The organism is Isoptericola sp. NPDC057559 (assembly GCF_042801555.1).
GTDB lineage: Bacteria > Actinomycetota > Actinomycetes > Actinomycetales > Cellulomonadaceae > Isoptericola.
The window spans coordinates 1-20,939 of record NZ_JBHVFQ010000023.1 but is presented as its reverse complement, the minus strand read 5'-3'; the positions used below and the strand labels follow the sequence as shown (position 1 = coordinate 20,939).

The window sequence follows — 20,939 nt, the reverse complement described above, 5'->3', positions numbered from 1 at the left end:
CAACTACGATGGGCACCATGCCGGAGCCCGCGACCTTCTACCTGACGACGCCGATCTACTACGTCAACGACGCCCCCCACATCGGGCACGCGTACACGACGGTCGCGGCCGACGTCGTCACCCGCTGGCACCGCCAGCGCCAGGAGGACGTCTGGTTCCTCACCGGCACCGACGAGCACGGCGAGAAGGTGCTGCGCACGGCCGAGGCGAACGGCGTCAGCCCCCAGGAGTGGGCCGACCGCCTCGTCGAGTCGGCGTGGGAGCCCGTGCTGCAGACGCTCGACGTGCGCAACGACGACTTCATCCGCACCACGCAGGAGCGGCACGAGACCGCGGTACAGACGTTCCTGCAGGACCTGTACGACAAGGGCGAGATCTACTCCGGCTCGTACGAGGGCCCGTACTGCGTGGGCTGCGAGGAGTACAAGCTCCCGGGCGACCTGGTGGACGGCACCGGTGAGCTCGAGGGCCAGAAGCTGTGCCCCATCCACCTCAAGCCGGTGGAGATGCTCGCGGAGGAGAACTACTTCTTCCGCATGAGCGCCTACGCGGACCGGCTCCTCGCGCTCTACGAGGACCACCCCGAGTTCGTGCAGCCCGCCAGCGCCCGCAACGAGGTCATCGGCTTCGTCAAGCAGGGCCTGCAGGACCTGTCGATCTCGCGGTCCACGTTCGACTGGGGCATCCCGATCCCGTGGGACGACAAGCACGTGCTGTACGTGTGGTTCGACGCGCTGCTCAACTACGCCACCGCCGTCGGCTACGGCTCGGACGACGAGGCCGCGCAGGAGAAGTTCGCGCGGACGTGGCCCGCCGACGTCCACCTGGTCGGCAAGGACATCCTGCGGTTCCACGCCGTCATCTGGCCGGCGATGCTCATGGCGGCCGGGCTGCCGCTCCCGAGGCGCGTGTTCGCGCACGGCTGGCTGCTCGTGGGCGGCGAGAAGATGAGCAAGTCGCGCCTGACCGGCATCGCGCCCGCCGACATCATCGACACGTTCGGCTCGGACGCGTTCCGCTACTACTTCATGCGGACCATCGCGTTCGGCGGCGACGGCTCGTTCTCCTGGGAGGACATGGTCGCGCGCTACCACGGCGAGCTGGCCAACGGGTTCGGCAACCTCGCGTCGCGCACGGCCGCGATGATCGGCAAGTACTTCGGCGGCACGCTGCCGACGCCGGGGCCGGCCACCGACCTGGAGACGAACCTCGAGGCCGTCGCCGCGAAGGCCGTGGCCGACGCCGAGGACGCCATCGACCGGCTGGCGATCCACGACGCCGTCGGCGCCGCCTGGACGCTGGTCGACGCGACGAACGTCTACCTCACCGAGACGCAGCCCTGGAAGGTCGCGAAGGCCGAGGGCGAGACCGACGAGGACGGCCGCGGCGTCGACGGGGGCCGCCTCGCGACGTCCCTCGTGACGGCTGCCGAGGCGCTGCGCTCGCTCGCGGTGCTGCTCAACCCGGTGACGCCGAAGGCCGCCCAGGCGCTGTGGGAGGCGCTCGGCGCCGAGCCCGCGCTGGGTGCGCTCGACGCGCAGCCGGTCGCGAGCGCGGCGTCCTTCGGGGCCCTGCCCGCGGGCGCCGTCGTGACGAAGGGCGCCGCGCTCTTCCCGCGCCTCGCCGACGACGCCTGACCGTGGGGCGCAAGCGCGAGCGGGGGTTCCCGGCGGACCCGGAGCCCCTGCCCGTCCCGGTCGCGGACAACCACACGCACCTCGACGCGATCGCGGGCGTGCTTCCGGACGACGTCCCGTCGCCGGGCGTCGCCGAGCACCTCGCCCGCGCGGCGGCGGCCGGCGTGGACCGGGTCGTGCAGGTGGGCTGCGACCTGCCCGGCATCGACTGGACCGTCGACCTGCTCGGTGCGGGCCACCCCGGCGTGCTCGCCGCCGTGGCGATCCACCCCAACGAGGCGGTGCTGCACGCCGGCGTGCGGGAGGTCGGCCCGGACGGGCTGGAGCCCGACCCGGCCGCGCACCACGCCGTGCCCCTCGACGACGCGCTCGCCCGCGTGGCGGAGGTCGCGCGGTCGCACGACCGCGTGCGCGCGATCGGGGAGACGGGGATGGACCTGTTCCGCACCGGCCCGCAGGGCGAGGCCGTGCAGCGCGAGGCGTTCCGTGCGCACGTCGCCCTGGCGAAGGAGCTCGGCCTGGCGCTGCAGATCCACGACCGGGACGCGCACGCCCAGGTGATCGACGTGCTGCTGGCCGACGGGGCGCCCGAGCGCACGGTGTTCCACTGCTACTCCGGCGACGAGGAGATGGCCGCCCTGGCGGCGGAGCACGGCTGGTTCCTGTCGTTCGCCGGCCCGGTCACCTACCCGCGCAACGACCACCTGCGGGCCGCGCTGCGCACGGTGCCGCTGGACCTGGTGCTGGTCGAGACGGACGCGCCGTACCTGCCGCCGCACCCGTACCGCGGCCAGCCGAACGCCCCCTACGTCGCGGCGCACACCGTGCGGGCGATGGCCGAGGTGCTGGAGCGCCCGCTGGACGAGGTCTGCCGCGCCGTGTCGGACACGTCCGAGCGCGTCTACGGCGCGTGGTGAGCGGGAGGGGACTTCCCCCCAGGTCACGGTTCCGTTACGGTCTGGTGCTCGTGCGGAGATCGAGGGCGAAGCGGACGTCGGACGGGTCGGCGGCCGGTCGGTCGACCCCGCGCCGCGGGGCGCTCACGGGCCCTGCGCGGCACGTCGTGCACGGCGCCGTCGTGGTCGCGCTGGTGGGCAGCACCGCGGTCGTCGCGCACGCGCACAAGTCCGTGACGATCGACTACGACGGCCGGGTCGCGACCGTCGACGCCTACGGCACCACGGTCGCCGAGGTGCTGCGCTCGCACCACATCACCCCCGGTCCGGACGACCTGGTCCAGCCGGCGGTGACGTCGGCCGCCAGGAACGGCGGCGAGGTCGTGGTGCGCTCCAGCCGCGACGTGACCGTGGAGATCGACGGCGAGGTCACGACCTTCCCGACGACGGCGCACACGGTGGGCGAGCTGCTGGCCGCGCTGGGCCCGCGCGGCGACGAGGCGGTGACGTCCGCGTCGCGCACCACCCCGCTGGACCGCGCGCCCGTCCGTGTCTCGACGATGAAGACCGTGCAGGTGGCGGTCGACGGCCTCGTGCTGCCGATCCGCACGTCGCAGGCCACGGTCCGCGACGTGCTGTCGACCGCGGGCATCACCCTCGGCGAGCAGGACCGCACCTCGGTGCCGCTCGGCGCGGCGGCCGTGGACGGCATGGTCGTGATGGTCAGCCGCGGGAACACCGACGCCGACCGGGTCACCGAGGTCGTCCCGTTCGAGACGGAGCGCGTCGAGTCCGCCGAGCTGCCCCAGGGCTACGAGGTGGTCCGCACCTCGGGCGTCCCGGGCGAGCGCGTCACCACCTACGAGGTGCGCACGCTCGACGGCGCCGAGGTGCAGCGCACGGTGCTGGACCGCAAGGTGACGCGCGAGCCCGTGACCGAGGTGGTCGTCGTGGGCACGCTCGACGTCTCGTCGGCGAACCCGGACCCGGGCTCGGCGAAGGCGATCGGCAAGGCGATGGCGGCCGAGCGGGGCTGGGGCAGCGACCAGTACGTCTGCCTCGAGAAGCTGTGGACCAAGGAGTCGGGCTGGCGCTGGAACGCCGAGAACCCGTCCAGCGGGGCCTACGGCATCCCGCAGGCGCTGCCCGGTACCAAGATGGCGTCCGCCGGCGCGGACTGGCGCACCAACCCGTCGACGCAGATCGAGTGGGGCCTGGGCTACATCGCCGGGCGGTACGGCACCCCGTGCGGGGCGTGGAGCCACTCGATGTCGGTGGGCTGGTACTGATCGCTCGCCCGGTGACCGCCCGCCTGTGAGTCGGGTCACGCCGTCCGTCACGACTTTTCGGACAGCGGGGGACAGACGCGGGCATCCGTAGCACATCCGGGCTTGGCCGATAGTCACGATCCGGTTACGGTCTTCGGAGCCACCGGATCGACCTCGGTCCCGACAGCCAGTCGGGAGGCCCGACGTCGTGGCCGGATCGCACGACGACTGGACCTGTGTGAACTCCTCGAACGAGACTCCCCATCCCTCGGCCGAGTCGACGCCCGAGGCGTCCGGCTCCGGCACCACGACCGCGACCCGCCGCCGCCGCCTCCCGCTGATCGCGGGCCTCGCGGCAGGCGCCCTCGTCATCGCCGGTGGCGCGGCCACCGCCTACGAGAACGCACGCAAGAACGTGACTCTCGACATCGACGGCGAGACGCAGACCGTCCAGACCTTCTCCGGCTCCGTCGCCGGCCTGCTCGACGCCCAGGGCGTCGACGTCGGCGAGCGTGACTCCGTCACCCCCGGCACCGATGCCGCGCTGCGGGACGGCGCACAGGTCGTCGTGCGCACCGGCCACGAGCTCAAGGTCGACGTCGACGGCGAGCAGGACGACGTGTGGGTCACCGCGCTCGACGCCGAGGAGGCGCTCCGCGGCCTCGACGCGCGCGGGTCCGACGTCTCCCTCGTCGCCTCCCGTTCCGGCGACCGCGCGTCGCTGCCCCTGCAGCTCGACGCCGACCAGCCGGTCGCCGTGGTCGCCGACGGCACCACCACGGTGGTCGGCGACGGCTCCGTCGGCCTCGACGCGATCCTCCAGGGCCTCGGCCTCACCGTCGACAAGGACGACCACGTCTTCGTCGAGAGCCAGGCCGCCAAGGCCGACGGCGACCCCGCGGTGCGCATCGTCATCGAGCGCGTCGAGACCAAGAAGGTCGCCAAGAAGGTCGCGGTCGACCACAAGTCGCGCACGGAGACGGACGCCGACCGCTACGCCGACCTGGGCAGCAAGGTCACCCAGGCGGGCAAGGACGGCCAGCGCACCCTCACCTACCGCGTGACCACCGTCGACGGCAAGGTCGTCGCGAAGAAGAAGCTCTCGGACAAGGTGACGACCAAGCCGGTCACGGAGGTCGTCGTCAAGGGGACCAAGGCGCGCCCCGAGCCGAAGCCCGACCCCGCCCCGAAGAAGACGTCGAGCACCTCCTCGTCGTCCTCCTCGTCGTCCTCGTCCTCCTCGTCGAGCGGCTCGACGTCCGGCGGCAAGGACCTCGGTTCCGCGCCTGCCGGCGTGTGGGCCCAGCTCGCCCAGTGCGAGTCCGGCGGCAACCCGGCCACGAACACCGGCAACGGCTACTACGGGCTGTACCAGTTCTCGGCGCAGACCTGGCACGCGATGGGCGGCTCCGGCCTCCCGTCGGAGAACTCGGCCGCCGAGCAGACCCGGCTCGCCCAGAAGCTCCAGGCCCAGTCGGGCTGGGGCCAGTGGCCCGGCTGCGCGGCCAAGCTCGGCCTGCTCTGACCTGACCCGCCAGACCTGCGGAACGACCGCCCGGACCGGCATCGCCGGCCCGGGCGGTCGCGCGTCGGGGCGGTTCGTCGGGGCATGTGTCGGGGACGTGGGGAGGCCGTGGAGTCCGTCACGACGGGCCCTCAGGATTAGGTTCGGCATCACGATTCGGTTACGGTCGGGTGTCCCGCATGCGAGCCGCATCCTTCAGGTGTATGTGCCGCATCGGGTGGACCGCCGGATCGGTGGGTCGGAGCTCGGCGCCCCAGGGTGCAGAGGCCGGGAGCGAGGCGCCGCGCGCCGCCCCGGTGTGTGACGGGTCGTCGAGGCCCGCCGCCGACGACCGTGCCCGGACAGCACGACGACTGGACTCTCGTGACCCGCACCCCCCTGACCTCACCCACGCCTGCCGTGCCGGCCGACGACCCGACGGCGACCGGCACGACCCGCTCCCGCCGCCGCTGGCCCTTCGTGGCCGCCGCGACCGCCGCCGCGGTCGCGGTCGCCGGTGGCGCCGTCGCCTACGCGGACGCCCGCAAGACCGTCACGCTCGACGTGGACGGCGACGTGCGCACCGTGACCTCCTACTCCGGTTCCGTCGACGACCTGCTCGGTTCGCAGGGCGTGACGGTCGACGACCGCGACCTCGTGACTCCCGCCGCCGGCGCCGACCTCGTGGACGGCGCCGACGTCGTCGTCCGCACGGGCAAGCAGCTGACGCTGCAGGTGGACGGCGAGCAGGACGACGTCTGGGTCACCGCGCTCGACGCCACGGAGGCGCTCGACACCCTCGGCGCGCGCGGCGACGACGTGCGCCTCGTCGCGTCCCGCTCGGGCGACCGGGCCACGCTGCCCGTGGACGTCGACACCGACGGCCAGGTGGCCGTGGTGCACGACGGCACCGCGGACGTCGTGGCGGGCGCCGACGACGTCGCGGGCGTGCTCGACCAGGCCGAGGTCGAGCTCGGCGACAGGGACCGCGTGCAGGTGACCGACACCGCGAACCCGGACGTGAAGAAGGACGTCGCCACCGCGGTGGCCAAGCAGGAGAAGAAGCAGGCCGACAAGGCTGCCGACCAGGCCGACGAGAAGGCCGGCACGGCCGGCGCGACGGTCGAGCAGGCCGCGGCGGAGACCCCCGCCGCGCCGCAGGTGGCCGTCGTCGTCCAGCGCGTCGAGACCAAGAAGGTCACGACCACCAAGGCGATCGCGCACGACACGACGACCAAGAAGTCGTCCTCCCGGTACTCCGACCTCGACGCCAAGGTCGCGACGAAGGGCAAGGACGGCGAGCGCACGATCGTCCAGAAGGTCACGACGATCGACGGCAAGGTCGTGAAGAGGACCAAGGTGTCGAACGAGGTCACCAGCAAGCCCGTGACCCGCGTCCTCGTGAAGGGCACCAAGGCGCGCCCCGAGCCGAAGCCGGAGAAGGCGGCGACGCCGACCTACTCGGGCTCCACGCGGTCGATCGGCCAGCAGATGGCCGCCGCGCGCGGCTGGAGCGGCTCGCAGTGGACGTGCCTCGAGTCCCTGTGGACCAAGGAGTCGGGCTGGAACGCCTCGGCGGCCAACCCGTCGTCCGGCGCCTTCGGCATCCCGCAGTCGCTGCCCGGCTCGAAGATGGCGTCCGCCGGCGCCGACTGGCGCACGAACCCGGCCACCCAGATCGAGTGGGGCCTGGGCTACATCGCCGACGTGTACGGCACGCCGTGCGGCGCGTGGGGCCACTCGCAGTCGGTCGGCTGGTACTGAGCCGGCACCCGAGTCCCTGAGCGGCCCGGCGCGGGCCGACGAATAGACTCGCCCCCATGACCAACACCCCTGGCGCCCTGCTCGGCCCTGCGGAGATCCGCGAGCTGGCGGGGCGCCTCGGTGTGCGCCCCACCAAGACGCTCGGGCAGAACTTCGTCCACGACGGCGGCACGGTGCGCAAGATCGTCCGCGCCGCCGGCCTGCGGCCGGGGGAGCGGGTCGTCGAGATCGGGCCCGGCCTGGGGTCGCTGACCCTGGGCCTGCTCGAGGCCGGCGCGTCGGTCGTCGCGGTCGAGATCGACCGGGTGCTGGCGGGCCAGATCACCGAGACCGTGCGCAGGCACGCCCCCGAGGCGGACTTCGAGGTGGTGCCCGCGGACGCCCTCGACGTCACGGAGCTGCCCGGCGAGCCGCCCACGGCCCTCGTCGCGAACCTCCCGTACAACGTCGCCGTGCCGGTGCTGCTCACCTTCCTGCAGCGGTTCCCGAGCCTGGAGCGCGTGCTCGTCATGGTGCAGGCCGAGGTGGCCGACCGGCTCGCCGCCGGTCCCGGGTCGCGCACCTACGGCGTGCCGTCCGTGAAGGCCGCCTGGTACGCCGACACGCGCCGGTCGCTCAACGTCAGCCGGCACGTGTTCTGGCCCGAGCCCAACGTGGACTCCGCGCTCGTGTGGCTCGAGCGGCGCGACCCGCCCGCCACGACCGCGACGCGCGAGCAGGTGTTCGCCGTCGTCGACGCCGCCTTCGCGCAGCGGCGCAAGACGCTGCGCGCCGCGCTGTCGGGCACGTTCGGTTCCGGGGCCGCGGCCGAGGAGGCCCTGCGCGCCGCCGGCGTCGACCCCGGGCTGCGGGGCGAGCGGCTCGACGTCGCCGACTTCGCGCGCATCGCCGAGCAGCTTCCCGTCGCTGCTGGGACGGTAGAGGCGTGACCCACCTCGCCGCCGCGCCCTCGCCGTCGGTCCGCGTCCGCGCGCCCGGGAAGGTGAACCTGTCGCTGCGCGTCGGGCCGGTGCAGGAGGACGGCTACCACCCGCTGGCCACCATCTTCCAGGCCGTGGCCCTCTACGAGGAGGTGACCGCCACCCAGGTGCCCGAGGGCGCCGGCGTGACGATCACCGTGGAGGGCCCGCAGGCGGACCAGGTCCCGGTGGACGCGTCGAACCTCGCGTGGCGGGCGGCCGAGGCGCTGGCCCGGCAGGTGGGGACGGCGCCCGACGTCGCGCTGCACCTCGCCAAGGGCGTCCCGGTGGCCGGCGGCATGGCGGGCGGCTCGGCCGACGCCGCCGCGACGCTCGTCGCCTGCGACGCCCTGTGGCAGACGGGGCTGAGCCGCGACGACCTGACCGAGCTCGCCGCGGACCTCGGGTCCGACGTCCCCTTCTCCCTGCTGGGGCACACCGCCGTCGGCACGGGGCGCGGCCACCTCCTGACGCCCGCGATGACCCGCGGCGAGTTCCACTGGGTGTTCGCCACGCAGGCGGAGGGCCTGTCGACGCCCGCCGTGTACGGCCGGTTCGACGAGCTGGCGTCCGGGGCCGGCCGGACGCCGGACGACCCTGCGATCGAGGCGGACACCGGCCTGATGCAGGCGCTGCGCGCTGGCGACGCGCACGCCCTCGGCGCCGCCCTGCACAACGACCTCGAGCCCGCCGCGCTGTCGCTGCGCCCCGAGCTGGAGCGCACCCTCGCCGTCGCGCGCGAGGCCGGGGCGCTCGGCGCGTTCGTGTCCGGCTCCGGGCCGACCGTCGCCGCGCTGGCCCGGTCGCGCCAGCACGCGCTCGCCGTCGCCGCGTCGTGGACCGCCGAGAACGCCGCCGACGCCGTGTGGTGCACGTCCGGCCCCGCGCACGGCGCCCGCCTGCTGCCCTGACCCCGCTGCCGAGCCCCGGGGTACGCATCGAGCGTGCTGATTTGCTCCTCAAGACCGGGCTTGAGGAGCAAATCAGCACGCTCGATGCGGAGCCGGGGCGTCCGTCAGAGGTGCTTGCCCAGCCAGGAGAGCGTCGGGGCGAAGCGGTAGCCCTGGCCGCCCTCGTGGCGGTTGTAGGGGTAGACGTCGATCGCCTTCTCGGGGGCCGTGTCGCCCAGCACGCCCCACTGGTTGTACGCGGCGTAGACGGTGGACGGCGGGCAGACGTCGTCGCGCAGCGCCGTGGAGAACAGGCCGGCCGCCCGGGCTCGGCGGGCGAACGAGACGCCGTCCAGGTAGGAGAACGTGCGCCAGACGGCGTCCTCGTGCTCGCGGTGCACGGACAGGTACTGGGTGATCTCGGCGTAGGGGAACGCGTCGGAGATCTGCACGGCCCGGCGGTAGTGGCACAGGAACGGCACGTTCGGGACGGCGGCGGCGAGGTCCGGCACGAGGCCGGCGACGGCGATCGCGATGCCGCCGCCCTGGCTGGTGCCCATGACGGCGACGCGTCCGGGGTCGACGCCCTCGACGCGGCGCACCGCGTCGACGGCCCGCACGCCGTCGGTGAAGACGCGGCGGTAGTAGTGGTCGCGCGGGTCGAGCACGCCGCGGGTCATGAAGCCGGGGGAGGCGGGGCCGCTGCCCACCGGGTCGGGGGTGTCGCCGCCGTGGCCCCAGCCGGAGCCCTGCCCGCGGGTGTCCATGACGAGGTGCGCGTACCCCGCCGCGGCGAGGGCGAGGTGGTCGTGCGCCAGCCCGCGGCCGCCGCCGTACCCCACGAACTCGACGACGGTCGGCAGCGGGCCGTCGGCGCGGGCCGGCCGCGTCAGCCACGCCTTGACGGGCTGGCCGCCGAACCCGGGGAAGGTCACGTCGTCGACGACGAGCTCCGTGAGCCCGGTGTCCGCGCGCTCGAGCACGGGGGCGTCGTCGTGCGCGCGGCTCTCGACGAGGGTGCGGGACCAGAACTCGTCGAAGTCGGCGGGCTCGTCGATCGGGGGGACGTACGCCTCGAGCTCGGGCACGGGCAGGTCGAACTGCGCCATCGGGTTCCTCCGGGACTTCCTGCGGCACTGCGGTGTCGGGCTGCACTGTAGCGGGCCGAGGGGTGGCCACGGAGAACGTTTGCCCGCGCCGGACGTCTACGCTTCAACCACATCGGACGGACGAGGTGAGGACACGGTGCGTCGCGGGACGAACCTGCCCCGGGTGGGCGACTTCAACCAGATGGTGGTGCTCGACCAGGTGCGGCGGGCGCCGGACGGGTCGAGCCGCAGCGAGCTCGCCGCGGGGACGGGGCTGTCCCTGCAGGCGGTGTCGAACATCGTGGCGCGGCTCATCGCGCACGGGTACGTCGTCGAGGGGGAGCGGCGGTCCGCGGGACGCGGCAAGCCGCGCACGATGCTCTACCTCGACCCGCGGGGCGCGTACGCGCTGGGCACCCACATCGACCCGGTGGTCGTGACGTCGGTGCTCGTCGACCTCGACGGCCGCACCGTGGAGAAGGTCGTGGAGCCGACGCCGGCGGGGCCGGAGGCCGTGGCGGCGTCGGTCGCGGAGGCGACGGACGCGATGCTCCGGCGCGCGGGCGTGGACCCCGCGGCGGTGCTCGGCCTGGGCGTCGCCGCCCCCGGCCCGGTGGACCTGGACGCCGGCACGGTGCTCCGGCCGCCGCTGCTGGACGGCTGGGGCGAGGTGCCGGTGCGCGACCTGCTGGCCGCCGCGACGGGCTTCGACGTCGTGCTCGGCAAGGACGTCTCGGCGGCGATGGTGGCGGAGCTGTGGCGCGGCAACCGGATGCTGCGCGGCACGTCCCTGTTCTTCTACTCGGGCTTCGGCGTGGCCGTCGCGGTGGCGCACGACGGCGAGCTGCTCTCGGGCACGTCGCGCAACGCCGGCGAGGTGGGCCACCTCGTGGTCGACAGCGACGGGCCGCTCTGCGACTGCGGCAACCGGGGGTGCATCGGCGTCTCCGCGGCGCCCGCGACGCTCGTCGCCGAGGCCGTCGCGGGCGGCGTGCTGCCGCCGGACACGCCCGCGTCGTCACCCTGGGAGCTCGACGCCGCCCTCACGACGCTGTGCCGGCTCGCGGGCGACGGCGACGCGCTGGCGACGCGGATCCTCGAGGTGTCCGCGCGGCGCGTGGCCCGCGGGATCACCGTGGTGGCCGACCTCGTGGACGCGGGCGTGGTGGTGTTCGGCGGCCCGGCGTGGGCCCGCCTGGCCCCGCACTACCTGCCGGAGGTGCGGCGCGAGCTGACCCTGCAGTCGACGCTGCGCGAGGTGCACCCCGTCGAGGTGCTGGGCTCCGCGGTCGGCGACCACGTGGGCGCCGTCGGAGCGGCCAGCCTGGTGCTGGACGGCCTCTTCACGCCCCGCCCCTCGGGTCTCGTCGAGGCGTCGCCGCCCGGCGCCGCGGTCCGCTCCTAGCCGCGACCCGACCCGACCCGCCGACACGCGCGACGACACGCCCGCCGGGCACCGGGATGCCCTTGACAGCATTAACTCAATTCGCTTGAGTTAATCGCGTCAGCCGGCCCGGCGTCGTCGGGCCACTCATGTGGGCAAAGGAGCACCATGCGACTGGCACGACCCCTCGCCGCGGGCACCGCGGTCACGGCACTCGTCCTCGCCCTCGGAGCCTGCGGCTCGGGGGCCGACGGCGGCGACGGCGACGCGACGATCAAGATCGCGTACCAGAAGTTCGGCAACTTCACGCAGGCCGACGAGCTGTTCAAGGACGTCAAGGCGGAGTACGAGAAGGCGAACCCCGACGTCACCATCGAGCTGGTGCCGATCGAGGCCAGCCAGAACGACTACTTCACCAAGCTCGCGCTGATGAACCGGGCGCCGGCCACCGCGCCCGACCTCATGTACGAGGACACGTTCATGATCAAGTCGGACGTCGAGGCGGGCTACCTGCTGCCGATGGACGACTACCTCGCCGACTGGGAGGACTGGGGCCAGTTCGTGGACCAGGCCAAGCAGGCCGGCCTCGGCGACGACGGCAAGACGTACGGCGTCCCGATGGGCACCGACACCCGCGGCCTGTGGTTCAACAAGGACGTGCTCGCCAAGGCCGGGCTGCCCGACGACTGGGCGCCCAAGAGCTGGGACGAGCTCCTCGAGGCCGCGCGCGCCATCAAGAAGGCCGAGCCGGACGTCATCCCGCTCAACGTCTACTCGGGCAAGCCGATGGGCGAGGGCTCCACGATGCAGGGCTTCGAGATGCTGCTGTACGGCACGGGCGGCACGCTCTACGACACCGACTCCAAGAAGTGGGTCGTCGGGTCGCAGGAGTTCGTCGACTCGCTCGACTTCATCAAGACGATCTACACCGAGGGCCTGGCCCCGACGCCGCAGCAGGCGCTCGACCCGAACGTCGGCAACACCGTCTCCGCGGAGTGGCTGCCGAAGGGCAAGCTCGGCATCTCCCTCGACGGCTCGTGGATGCCCGGCACCTGGCTCGAGGAGGGCACGGCGCCCTGGCCCGAGTGGACCGACGTCATGGGCACCGCCGCGATGCCGACCCAGGAGGGGCAGGCGCCCGGCGCGGTCAGCATGTCGGGCGGCTGGACGATGGCGATCGGCGCCGGGTCCAAGAACCCCGACGTCGCGTTCGACGTCCTCACGCACTCCCTCGACAAGGAGAACTCGCTGCGGTTCGCGATCGACAACAGCCAGATCGCGGTGCGCACCGACGTCGCCGAGGAGCCCTCCTACTCCGAGGCCAACCCGACGGTGCCGTTCTTCTCCGACCTCGTCGGCGTGACGAACTTCCGGCCCGCCACCTCCGACTACGCGCAGGTCTCCAACGCGATCCAGGTCGCGATGGAGTCGGTGATGACCGGCCAGCAGTCGCCCGAGGAGGCGGCCGCCGTCTACGACAAGGCCGTCGTCGCCCAGGTCGGCGAAGAGAACACGACGAACGGCTGACGACGTGACCGCACTCGCCCCCGCGCCCGCCGCGGCGCCGGGAGCGGGGCCGCGGGCGGTGCGGCGCACCCCGGTGCGCCGCACCGCCGGCCGCCTCGTCCCGCTGCTCCCCGCCGTCGTCCTGCTCGCCCTGTTCATGCTCGGGCCGGTCGTCTGGTCGTTCTACGGCTCGTTCACGAACGCGGCGCTCACCGGCCCGAACGCCGCGAACCCCGAGTGGGTGGGGCTCGGCAACTACGTCCAGCTGCTCGGCGACCCGGACTTCCCGAAGGCGCTGTGGCTCACGGTGCTCTTCGTCATCGCGTCCGCCGTGGTCGGGCAGAACCTCGCCGGCCTCGGGCTCGCGATGCTCATGCGGTCCGCGCTCAAGCCCGTGCGGGCGGTCGTCTCGACGCTGGTCGTGACGGCGTGGGTGCTGCCCGAGATCGTCGCCGCCTTCGCGGCCTATGCCTTCTTCCACGCCGACGGCACCCTGAACTCGCTGCTGGCGGGCGTCGGGATCACCGGGCCGGACTGGCTGTTCGACTACCCGATGCTGGCCGTCATCCTCGCCAACGTCTGGCGCGGCACCGCGTTCTCGATGATGGTCTACTCGGCCGCCATCGCGGAGGTGCCGCCCGAGATCACGGAGGCGGCGACGGTCGACGGCGCGAACGCCGTGCAGCGGCTCGTGTGGGTCACGCTGCCCACGATCCGCCGCAGCATCTCGACCAACCTCATGCTCACGACGCTGCAGACGCTGTCCGTGTTCACCCTCATCTACGTGATGACGGGCGGCGGCCCCGGCACCGACAGCTCGACGCTGCCGATCCTCGCCTACCAGGAGGCGTTCAAGTTCGCCCAGGTCGGCTACGGCACGGCGATCGCCACCGTGATGCTGGTGATCGGCGCCGTCTTCTCCGTCGTGTACATCCGCAGCCTGAAGCCGGAGGTCGACTGATGGCCCGGACCGCCCCCGCGCCCGCACCGGACGCCGCCCTCGCGGCCGCGCCGCCGGCCCGACGCAAGGCCGCGCCGTCCGTCGCCGCGCCCGGTCCGCGCGCCGCCCGCGCGCTGTCGAACGCCGTGCTCGTCGTCGTCGGGCTGTGCTTCCTGCTGCCCCTCGGCTGGATCGTGCTGGCGTCGCTCGACGCGAGCGCCACGCTCGCCGTCGGGCTGCCGGAGACGTTCACCCTCGAGAACTTCACCGCCGTGATGACCCCCGAGCAGACCTGGCGGCCGTTGTGGAACGCGTTCCTCCTGTCCGCCGGGACCGGCCTCATCACCGTGGTCGCGTCCGTGCTGGCGGCGTACCCGCTGTCGCGCTACCGGATGCGGTTCAACAAGCCGTTCATGTACGCCGTCCTGTTCGGCACGTGCCTCCCCATCACGGCGATGATGGTGCCGGTCTACTCGCTGTTCGTGCGGCTCAACCTGCTCGACTCGCTGCCGGGCACCACGTTCTTCATGGCCGCGACGTCCCTGCCGATGGCGATCTGGATGACGAAGAACTTCATGGACTCCGTGCCGATCTCCCTCGAGGAGGCGGCGTGGACCGACGGTGCGTCGGCCATGACCACGCTGCGGACCATCGTGCTGCCGCTCATGCGCCCGGGCATCGCCGTCGTGTTCATCTTCGTGTTCATCCAGGCGTGGGGGAACTTCTTCGTCCCCTTCGTGCTGCTGCTGACCCCCGAGAAGCAGCCGGCCGCCGTGAGCATCTTCGCGTTCTTCGGCCAGTACGGGTCCGTGGCCTACGGCCAGCTCGCGGCCTACTCGATGCTCTACTCCATCCCCGCGGTCGCGCTCTACGTGCTCGTCTCGCGGCTCTCCGGCTCGTCGTTCGCGCTCGCCGGAGCGGTCAAGGGCTGACTCCGCCCTCCCTGTCCCACCCGCCCCACCCGTCACCAGGAGCCTGATCCATGCACGACACCACCACCCGCACCACCATGCGCCTCCAGCGCTTCGTGAAGGACTGGCTGGAGCCCGCCGTCCTGCGCGAGACCCGGCCGCTCGACGTCGAGGCGTGGACCGTCGGCGGGGAGCCGGTGCCCTTCGCCGAGGCGGTCGCGGCGACCTACGCGCCGTTCGCGATCGGCGCGCCGTGGGGGCGCCCGTGGGACACCACCTGGTTCCACGTGACCGGCGACGTCCCCGCCGCGTGGACCGGGGACGCCGCGCCCGCGGGCACGCGCGTGGAGCTCGTCGTCGACCTCGGCTTCACCGGCGCCGGCCCCGGCTTCCAGGCCGAGGGCACCGCGTGGACGCCGGACGGCCGCATCATCAAGGCCGTCGAGCCCCGCAACCGGCACGTGCCGCTCGCGGCCGGGCAGGCGCTGGACGGTGCGGGGCGGGTCGACGTCTTCGTCGAGGCCGCCGCCAACCCCGACGTGCCCGGCGGCGCGTGGACGCGGCCCACCCCGATGGGCGCCTGGGAGACCTCCGGCCCCGACCCGATCTACGCCCTGCGCACCATGCACGTGGCCCTCGTGGACACCACGGCCTGGGAGCTGCTGCAGGACGTGCGCGCCCTGCACGGTCTCGTGCGCGTGCTGCCCGCCACCACCCCGCGCGCCGCCGAGGTGCTGCGCGCCCTCGAGGACATGCTCGACGCCGTCGACCCGGACGACGTGCCGGGCACCGCCGCCGCCGGCCGGGCGGCGCTCGCCGCCGCGCTGGCCAGCCCCGCCGCCGCGTCCGCGCACCGCGTGCACGCCGTCGGGCACGCGCACATCGACTCCGCCTGGCTGTGGCCGACGCGCGAGACGGTGCGCAAGTGCGCCCGCACGTTCTCCAACGTGCTCGCCCTCATGGACGAGGACCCGGACGTGAAGTTCGCCTGCTCCTCGGCGCAGCAGTACTCCTGGGTCCAGGAGCACTACCCGGAGCTGTTCGAGCGGATCCGCGAGCGCGTGCGCGAGGGCCGGTTCGTCCCCGTGGGCGGCATGTGGGTCGAGTCGGACACGAACATGCCGGGCGGCGAGGCGCTGGCCCGCCAGCTCGTGGCCGGCAAGCGGTACTTCATCGACGAGCTGGGCGTGGAGCCGAAGGAGGTGTGGCTGCCGGACTCCTTCGGGTACACGGCCGCCCTGCCGCAGCTCGCGCGCCTGGCGGGCAGCGACAACTTCCTCACGCAGAAGATCTCGTGGAACGACACGAACACGATGCCGCACCACACCTTCTGGTGGGAGGGCATCGACGGGTCGCGGGTGTTCACCCACTTCCCGCCCGTGGACACGTACAACTCGGAGCTGACGGCCGAGGAGCTGGCCCGCGCCGAGCGGCAGTACGCCGAGAAGGGTCGCGCCAACACGTCCCTCGTGCCGTTCGGCTTCGGCGACGGCGGCGGCGGCCCCACCCGCGAGATGGTGGCCGCGGCCCGCCGCACCCACGACCTGGAGGGCTCGCCGCGCGTCGAGCTGTCCGACTCGCAGGCGTTCTTCGACGCCGCGCGCGCCGAGTACGCCGCCCCGCCCACGTGGACGGGCGAGATGTACCTCGAGTACCACCGCGGCACGTACACGTCGCAGGCCCGGACCAAGCGCGGCAACCGCCGCAGCGAGCACCTGCTGCGCGAGGCGGAGCTCTGGGCCTCGACGGCGGCCGTCCGCGCCGGCGCCGAGTACCCGGCCGAACGCCTGCAGCGGCTGTGGCGCACCGTGCTGCTGCAGCAGTTCCACGACATCCTGCCCGGGTCGTCCATCGCCTGGGTGCACCGCGAGGCCGAGCGCAACTACGCCGAGGTGGCGCGGGAGCTCGAGGAGATCATCGACGACGCGCTGCAGGTCCTCGTGGGCGCGGGCGACCGACCGGTCGCCGTCAACGCCGGGCCGTTCGCGCGCGGCGGGGTCGCCGGGCTCGGGGCCACCGCCCTCGACGCGCCGCGCGGGGCGGGCACCGTGGCGCCGGTGCCCGGTCCCGTGGCCGACGGTGACGGCTGGGTGCTGGAGAACGACCTCGTGCGCGTCGCCGTCGACGGCCGCGGGCACTTCGTGTCCGCCGTCGACCGCCGGACCGGGCGGGAGGCGATCCTGCCCGGCGGTCGCGGCAACCTGCTCCAGCTGCACCGCGACGTCCCGAACGAGTGGGAGGCGTGGGACATCGACGAGCACTACCGCCGCGCCACCACCGACCTGGTCGACGTGGCGAAGATCGAGGTCGTCACGACCGACGCCGGGCCCGCGCTGCGGGTGCTGCGCGAGTTCGGGTCGTCGCGCGTGGAGCAGGACCTCGCGCTCGCGGCGGACGGGCGTGCCCTGCGCATCACGACGCGCGTCGACTGGCACGAGCGGCAGAAGCTGCTCAAGCTCGCGTTCCCGCTCGACGTGCGCGCCGAGCGCGCGACGTCGGAGATCCAGTTCGGGCACGTGCACCGGCCCACGCACGTCAACACGTCGTGGGACCACGCGCGGTTCGAGACGGTCGCGCACCGGTGGGTGCACGTGGAGGAGCCCGGCTTCGGCGTCGCCGTCGCGAACGACTCGACCTACGGGCACGACATCACCCGCACCCGCACCGACGACGCGACCGACGCCCAGGGCGCCCGGGGCACCACGGTGCGGCTCTCGCTGCTGCGCGCGCCGATGTTCCCGGACCCCGACGCCGACCAGGGCGAGCACGAGCTGCGCTGCGAGCTCGTCGTCGGCGCCGGCATCGAGGACGCCGTCCGCCACGGCTACGCGCTCAACCTGCCCGAGCGCGTCGTCACCGGTGACCACGGCGTCGAGCCCCTCGTCGCGGTGGACGACGACGCCGTCGTCGTGGAGGCCGTCAAGCTCGCGGAGGACGGCAGCGGCGACGTCGTCGTGCGGCTGTACGAGAGCCGCGGCGGGCGGGCCCGGGCGCGCGTCACGCCGGCGTTCGAGCACACCGGCGTGGTCGTGACCGACCTGCTGGAGCGCCCGCTGGACGCCGCGCACCGCGACGGCGACGACGTGCTGCTCGAGCTGACCCCGTTCCAGGTGGTCACGCTGCGCGTGCGCCGCTGACCCTCCGGCGGGGACGTGGGCGCGAGCCCGGCGCTGTCCGGAAGGCGGACGGCGGCGGGCTCGCGCCCACATCGTCTGGGCACCACCCGAGCACCACCCGAGCACCACCGAGCGAAGGAGAAACGATGAGGTTCACCAGAGCAGTCGGTACGGTCGCCGCGCTGGCGTGCGTGATGGGGGCGGCGGCGGTCGCGCCCGCGTCCGCCGACGACGCGGGACGGGACGGGCCCGGCGTCCCGCCGCGCACGCAGGAGGCGCGGGCGGTGGCCAGCTACGAGGCGATGCAGGAGCACCTGTACGCCGACGACGGGTCGTCGCTCTACCTGGAGCACTACCCGAGCAAGGCGGACGACCGGACCTACTCGTTCGAGTGGCCGTTCTCGCAGGCGCACATCGCCACCCTCGACCTCGCGGGCATCCCGGGCCGCACCGGCCGCGCGTTCGCCGACGACCTCGCCGACCGCGGCGTCGGGCAGGAGCGGTTCTGGAACGCGGGCGGCGGCACGACGGGCCTGCCCGGCTACGACTCCTACCCCCGCGCCCCGTACGGCGACGGCGGCGACATGTTCTACGACGACAACGAGTGGGTGGCGCTCGCGAAGGTGCAGCAGTACCTCGACACCGGGGACAGGGCGGCCCTGCGCCGGGCGAAGGAGATCTTCGCGCTCGTCGAGTCCGGCTGGGACACCGACCCGAGCCACCCCGCGCCCGGCGGGGTCTTCTGGACCCAGGCGACGTGGAGCACCGACCGCAACACCGTCTCGACCATGCCCGGCGCGCAGCTCGCCACGCGGCTGTACCTGATCACGGGGGAGCGGCACTACCTGCGCTGGGCCGAGCGGATGACGGACTGGACCGACCGCTACCTGCTGGCCCCCGACGGGCTCTACTGGGACAACATCAAGCTCGACGGGTCCATCGACCGGACGCACTGGTCGTACAACCAGGGCGTGCCGGTCGGCACGTACGCCCTGCTGTACGAGGCGACGGGCAAGAAGGAGTACCTGCGCAGGGCCGAGGCGGTCGCGCGGGCGTCGTACCGGTACTACGTCACCGAGGGGCGGCTCGACGGGCAGCCCATGTTCTTCAACTCCATCTGGTTCAAGAACCTCCTGCTGCTGGAGTCGGTGACGGGCGGGCACACCTACCGGGACGCCATGGCCGACTACGCGGACGCGCGGTGGAGCGACGTGCGCGACCCCGAGACCGGGCTGTTCCCCACCGACGGCGGGACGACCGAGCTGCTCGGCCAGGCCGCCATGGTGCAGATCTACGCCACGCTCGCGTGGCCGCGCGGCAAGGCGTCGATCCTGTACTGACGCTCCCGCCTTCGAGAACGGGATCTGTCGCGTCCTCCGGCCGGATGACGCGACAGATCCCGTCCTCGAAGGCGACTACCCTCGTGAGGTGGCACATCTCCTCGGCGCGGACGGCATCGCGCTGACCATCGGTACCCGCACCCTCCTGCGTGACGTCTCCCTCGGCCTCGACGACGGCGACCGCATCGGCGTCGTCGGCCCCAACGGGGCGGGCAAGTCCACCCTGCTGCGCCTGCTGGCCGGCACCCAGGCGCCCGACGCCGGCCGCGTCACCCGCGTGGGCGGCTCCCGGCTCGGCATGCTCGTGCAGCGCGACGTCGACGACGACGCGGCCACGATCCGCGACCTCGTCCACGGCGACGACGCCACGCACGAGTGGGCGTCCGACGCCCGCATCCGCAACGTGCACGCCGGCCTGCTGGCCGACCTCGACCTCGACCAGCCGGCGGCCACCCTCTCCGGCGGGCAGCGCCGCCGCGTCGCGCTCGCCGCGCTGCTCGTCGAGGACCCCGACGTCCTGCTCCTCGACGAGCCCACCAACCACCTCGACGTCGAGGGCGTCGCCTGGCTGGCCGAGCACCTGTCGGACCGCTACGGCCGGCCCGGCGCCACCGGCGCGCTCGTCGTCGTCACGCACGACCGCTGGTTCCTCGACGCCGTCTGCTCCCGCACTTGGGAGGTGCGCGGCGACGGCACCGGCGGCGTCGACGGGTACGACGGCGGGTACGCCGCCTACATCCTGGCCCGCGCCGAGCGCGCCCGGCAGGCCGCCACCGCCGCCGAGAAGCGCAACAACCTGCTCCGCAAGGAGCTCGCCTGGCTCAAGCGCGGCGCCCCCGCCCGCACCTCCAAGCCCAAGTTCCGCCTCGACGCCGCGGCCGCCCTCATCGACGACGAGCCGCCGCCCCGCGACACCCTCGAGCTCACGCAGATGGCCACGCGTCGCCTCGGCAAGGACGTGCTCGACCTCGAGGACGTCACCGTCACGGTGCCCGTCCGCGACGACTCCGGCCGCCGGCGCGTGCTGCTCGACGACGTCACCTGGCGGCTCGGCCCCGGCGACCGGTACGGCGTCGTCGGCGTCAACGGCTCCGGCAAGACCACGTTGCTGTCGCTGCTGGCCGGCCGCCGCGAGCCCGACTCCGGCCGGGTGCGGCGCGGCAAGACCGTGCACGTCGCCGAGCTCACCCAGGACGTCGGAGAGCTCGACGACGTCGCGCACCTCACCGCCGTGCAGGTCGTCGACCGCGAGAAGCGCACCGTCGTCGTCGACGGCAAGGAGCTCACCGCCGGCCAGCTCACCGAGCGGCTCGGCTTCACCCGCGAGCGCGCGCACACCATCGTGCGCGACCTCTCCGGCGGCGAGCGGCGCCGGCTCCAGCTGCTGCGCCTGCTCGTCTCCGAGCCCAACGTGCTGCTCCTCGACGAGCCCACGAACGACCTCGACACCGACACCCTCGCCGCCGTCGAGGACCTGCTCGACGGGTGGCCCGGCACGCTCATCGTCGTGTCCCACGACCGGTACCTGCTGGAGCGTGTGTGCGACCGCCAGTGGGCGCTGCTCGGCGACGGCGCGCTGCGGGACCTGCCTGGTGGGGTGGAGCAGTACCTGGCGCTGCGGCGTGCTGGTGGTGGTTCTGCTGGTGGTCGGGGGGCGGCGTCGGGCGATGTGGCGTCGCGGGGCGCGCCATCCGCCTCGCTCGTTCCTCGCTCGGCTCCCGCCAGGCCCGACCAGC

Annotated in this window: 15 protein-coding genes; 14 read left to right on the top strand and 1 reads right to left on the bottom strand. The window is 73.5% G+C overall.

What is annotated here, in order from left to right:
- Positions 1-17 precede the first annotated feature (17 nt).
- From metG to ACFU5J_RS17460, 7 genes are all read left to right on the top strand, one after another.
- Complete coding sequence (metG, locus tag ACFU5J_RS17490) at positions 18-1,637, top strand: methionine--tRNA ligase (protein ID WP_430579574.1); 1,620 nt, start codon at positions 18-20, stop codon at positions 1,635-1,637.
- 2 nt (positions 1,638-1,639) lie between these two features.
- Entirely contained in the window at positions 1,640-2,554 is a 915-nt protein-coding gene (locus ACFU5J_RS17485) for a TatD family hydrolase (RefSeq protein WP_430579573.1), read from the top strand.
- Positions 2,555-2,604: 50 nt separating this feature from the next.
- Positions 2,605-3,822, top strand: coding sequence for a ubiquitin-like domain-containing protein (locus ACFU5J_RS17480; protein WP_430576521.1), 1,218 nt, complete (start codon positions 2,605-2,607; stop codon positions 3,820-3,822).
- A 187-nt stretch (positions 3,823-4,009) separates the two neighbouring features.
- Positions 4,010-5,326 (top strand): transglycosylase family protein, encoded by a 1,317-nt coding sequence (locus ACFU5J_RS17475; protein ID WP_430576520.1) that lies wholly within the window; start codon positions 4,010-4,012, stop codon positions 5,324-5,326.
- Positions 5,327-5,689: 363 nt separating this feature from the next.
- On the top strand, positions 5,690-7,069 hold the full coding sequence (locus tag ACFU5J_RS17470) for a G5 domain-containing protein (RefSeq protein WP_430579572.1): 1,380 nt from the start codon (positions 5,690-5,692) through the stop codon (positions 7,067-7,069).
- A gap of 56 nt (positions 7,070-7,125) precedes the next feature.
- A complete protein-coding gene (rsmA, locus tag ACFU5J_RS17465; protein WP_430576518.1) occupies positions 7,126-7,998 on the top strand; it encodes a 16S rRNA (adenine(1518)-N(6)/adenine(1519)-N(6))-dimethyltransferase RsmA in 873 nt (290 codons plus the stop codon).
- Positions 7,995-8,939, top strand: a complete 945-nt coding sequence (locus tag ACFU5J_RS17460) for a 4-(cytidine 5'-diphospho)-2-C-methyl-D-erythritol kinase (RefSeq protein WP_430576517.1) — start codon at positions 7,995-7,997, stop codon at positions 8,937-8,939. Before rsmA ends, ACFU5J_RS17460 begins: the two co-directional genes overlap by 4 nt.
- A gap of 104 nt (positions 8,940-9,043) precedes the next feature.
- Here ACFU5J_RS17460 and ACFU5J_RS17455 read toward each other — a convergent pair whose 3' ends face one another.
- Positions 9,044-10,027: an acetylxylan esterase gene (locus ACFU5J_RS17455; protein WP_430579571.1), complete on the bottom strand. Its 984-nt coding sequence runs from the start codon at positions 10,025-10,027 to the stop codon at positions 9,044-9,046.
- A gap of 136 nt (positions 10,028-10,163) precedes the next feature.
- Here ACFU5J_RS17455 and ACFU5J_RS17450 point away from each other — a divergent pair, with 136 nt between their 5' ends.
- The 7 genes from ACFU5J_RS17450 to ACFU5J_RS17420 all read left to right on the top strand — a co-directional run.
- The gene (locus ACFU5J_RS17450; protein ID WP_430576515.1) at positions 10,164-11,411 is read left to right on the top strand and encodes an ROK family transcriptional regulator; all 1,248 of its coding nucleotides are present in this window, start codon (positions 10,164-10,166) and stop codon (positions 11,409-11,411) included.
- A gap of 147 nt (positions 11,412-11,558) precedes the next feature.
- Positions 11,559-12,917, top strand: coding sequence for an ABC transporter substrate-binding protein (locus ACFU5J_RS17445; RefSeq protein ID WP_430579570.1), 1,359 nt, complete (start codon positions 11,559-11,561; stop codon positions 12,915-12,917).
- A gap of 4 nt (positions 12,918-12,921) precedes the next feature.
- Entirely contained in the window at positions 12,922-13,857 is a 936-nt protein-coding gene (locus tag ACFU5J_RS17440; RefSeq protein ID WP_430576513.1) for a carbohydrate ABC transporter permease, read from the top strand.
- Positions 13,857-14,768, top strand: a complete 912-nt coding sequence (locus ACFU5J_RS17435) for a carbohydrate ABC transporter permease (RefSeq protein WP_430576512.1) — start codon at positions 13,857-13,859, stop codon at positions 14,766-14,768. The genes ACFU5J_RS17440 and ACFU5J_RS17435 overlap by 1 nt, the downstream gene beginning before the upstream one ends.
- A gap of 50 nt (positions 14,769-14,818) precedes the next feature.
- Positions 14,819-17,884: an alpha-mannosidase gene (locus tag ACFU5J_RS17430; RefSeq protein WP_430579569.1), complete on the top strand. Its 3,066-nt coding sequence runs from the start codon at positions 14,819-14,821 to the stop codon at positions 17,882-17,884.
- A 125-nt stretch (positions 17,885-18,009) separates the two neighbouring features.
- Positions 18,010-19,203, top strand: a complete 1,194-nt coding sequence (locus ACFU5J_RS17425; protein WP_430579568.1) for a glycoside hydrolase family 76 protein — start codon at positions 18,010-18,012, stop codon at positions 19,201-19,203.
- 88 nt (positions 19,204-19,291) lie between these two features.
- A partial coding sequence (locus tag ACFU5J_RS17420) for an ABC-F family ATP-binding cassette domain-containing protein (RefSeq protein WP_430579567.1) occupies positions 19,292-20,939 on the top strand: 1,648 nt, incomplete at its 3' end.

Excerpts from the sequence above, each read along its gene's own strand:
- ACFU5J_RS17435 (WP_430576512.1), top strand. The coding sequence starts at position 13,857 with ATGGCCCGGACCGCCCCCGCGCCCGCACCGGACGCCGCCCTCGCGGCC.
- ACFU5J_RS17430 (WP_430579569.1), top strand. The coding sequence starts at position 14,819 with ATGCACGACACCACCACCCGCACCACCATGCGCCTCCAGCGCTTCGTG.
- rsmA (WP_430576518.1), top strand. The coding sequence starts at position 7,126 with ATGACCAACACCCCTGGCGCCCTGCTCGGCCCTGCGGAGATCCGCGAG.
- ACFU5J_RS17455 (WP_430579571.1), bottom strand. The coding sequence starts at position 10,027 with ATGGCGCAGTTCGACCTGCCCGTGCCCGAGCTCGAGGCGTACGTCCCC.
- metG (WP_430579574.1), top strand. The coding sequence starts at position 18 with ATGCCGGAGCCCGCGACCTTCTACCTGACGACGCCGATCTACTACGTC.
- ACFU5J_RS17445 (WP_430579570.1), top strand. The coding sequence starts at position 11,559 with ATGCGACTGGCACGACCCCTCGCCGCGGGCACCGCGGTCACGGCACTC.
- ACFU5J_RS17425 (WP_430579568.1), top strand. The coding sequence starts at position 18,010 with ATGAGGTTCACCAGAGCAGTCGGTACGGTCGCCGCGCTGGCGTGCGTG.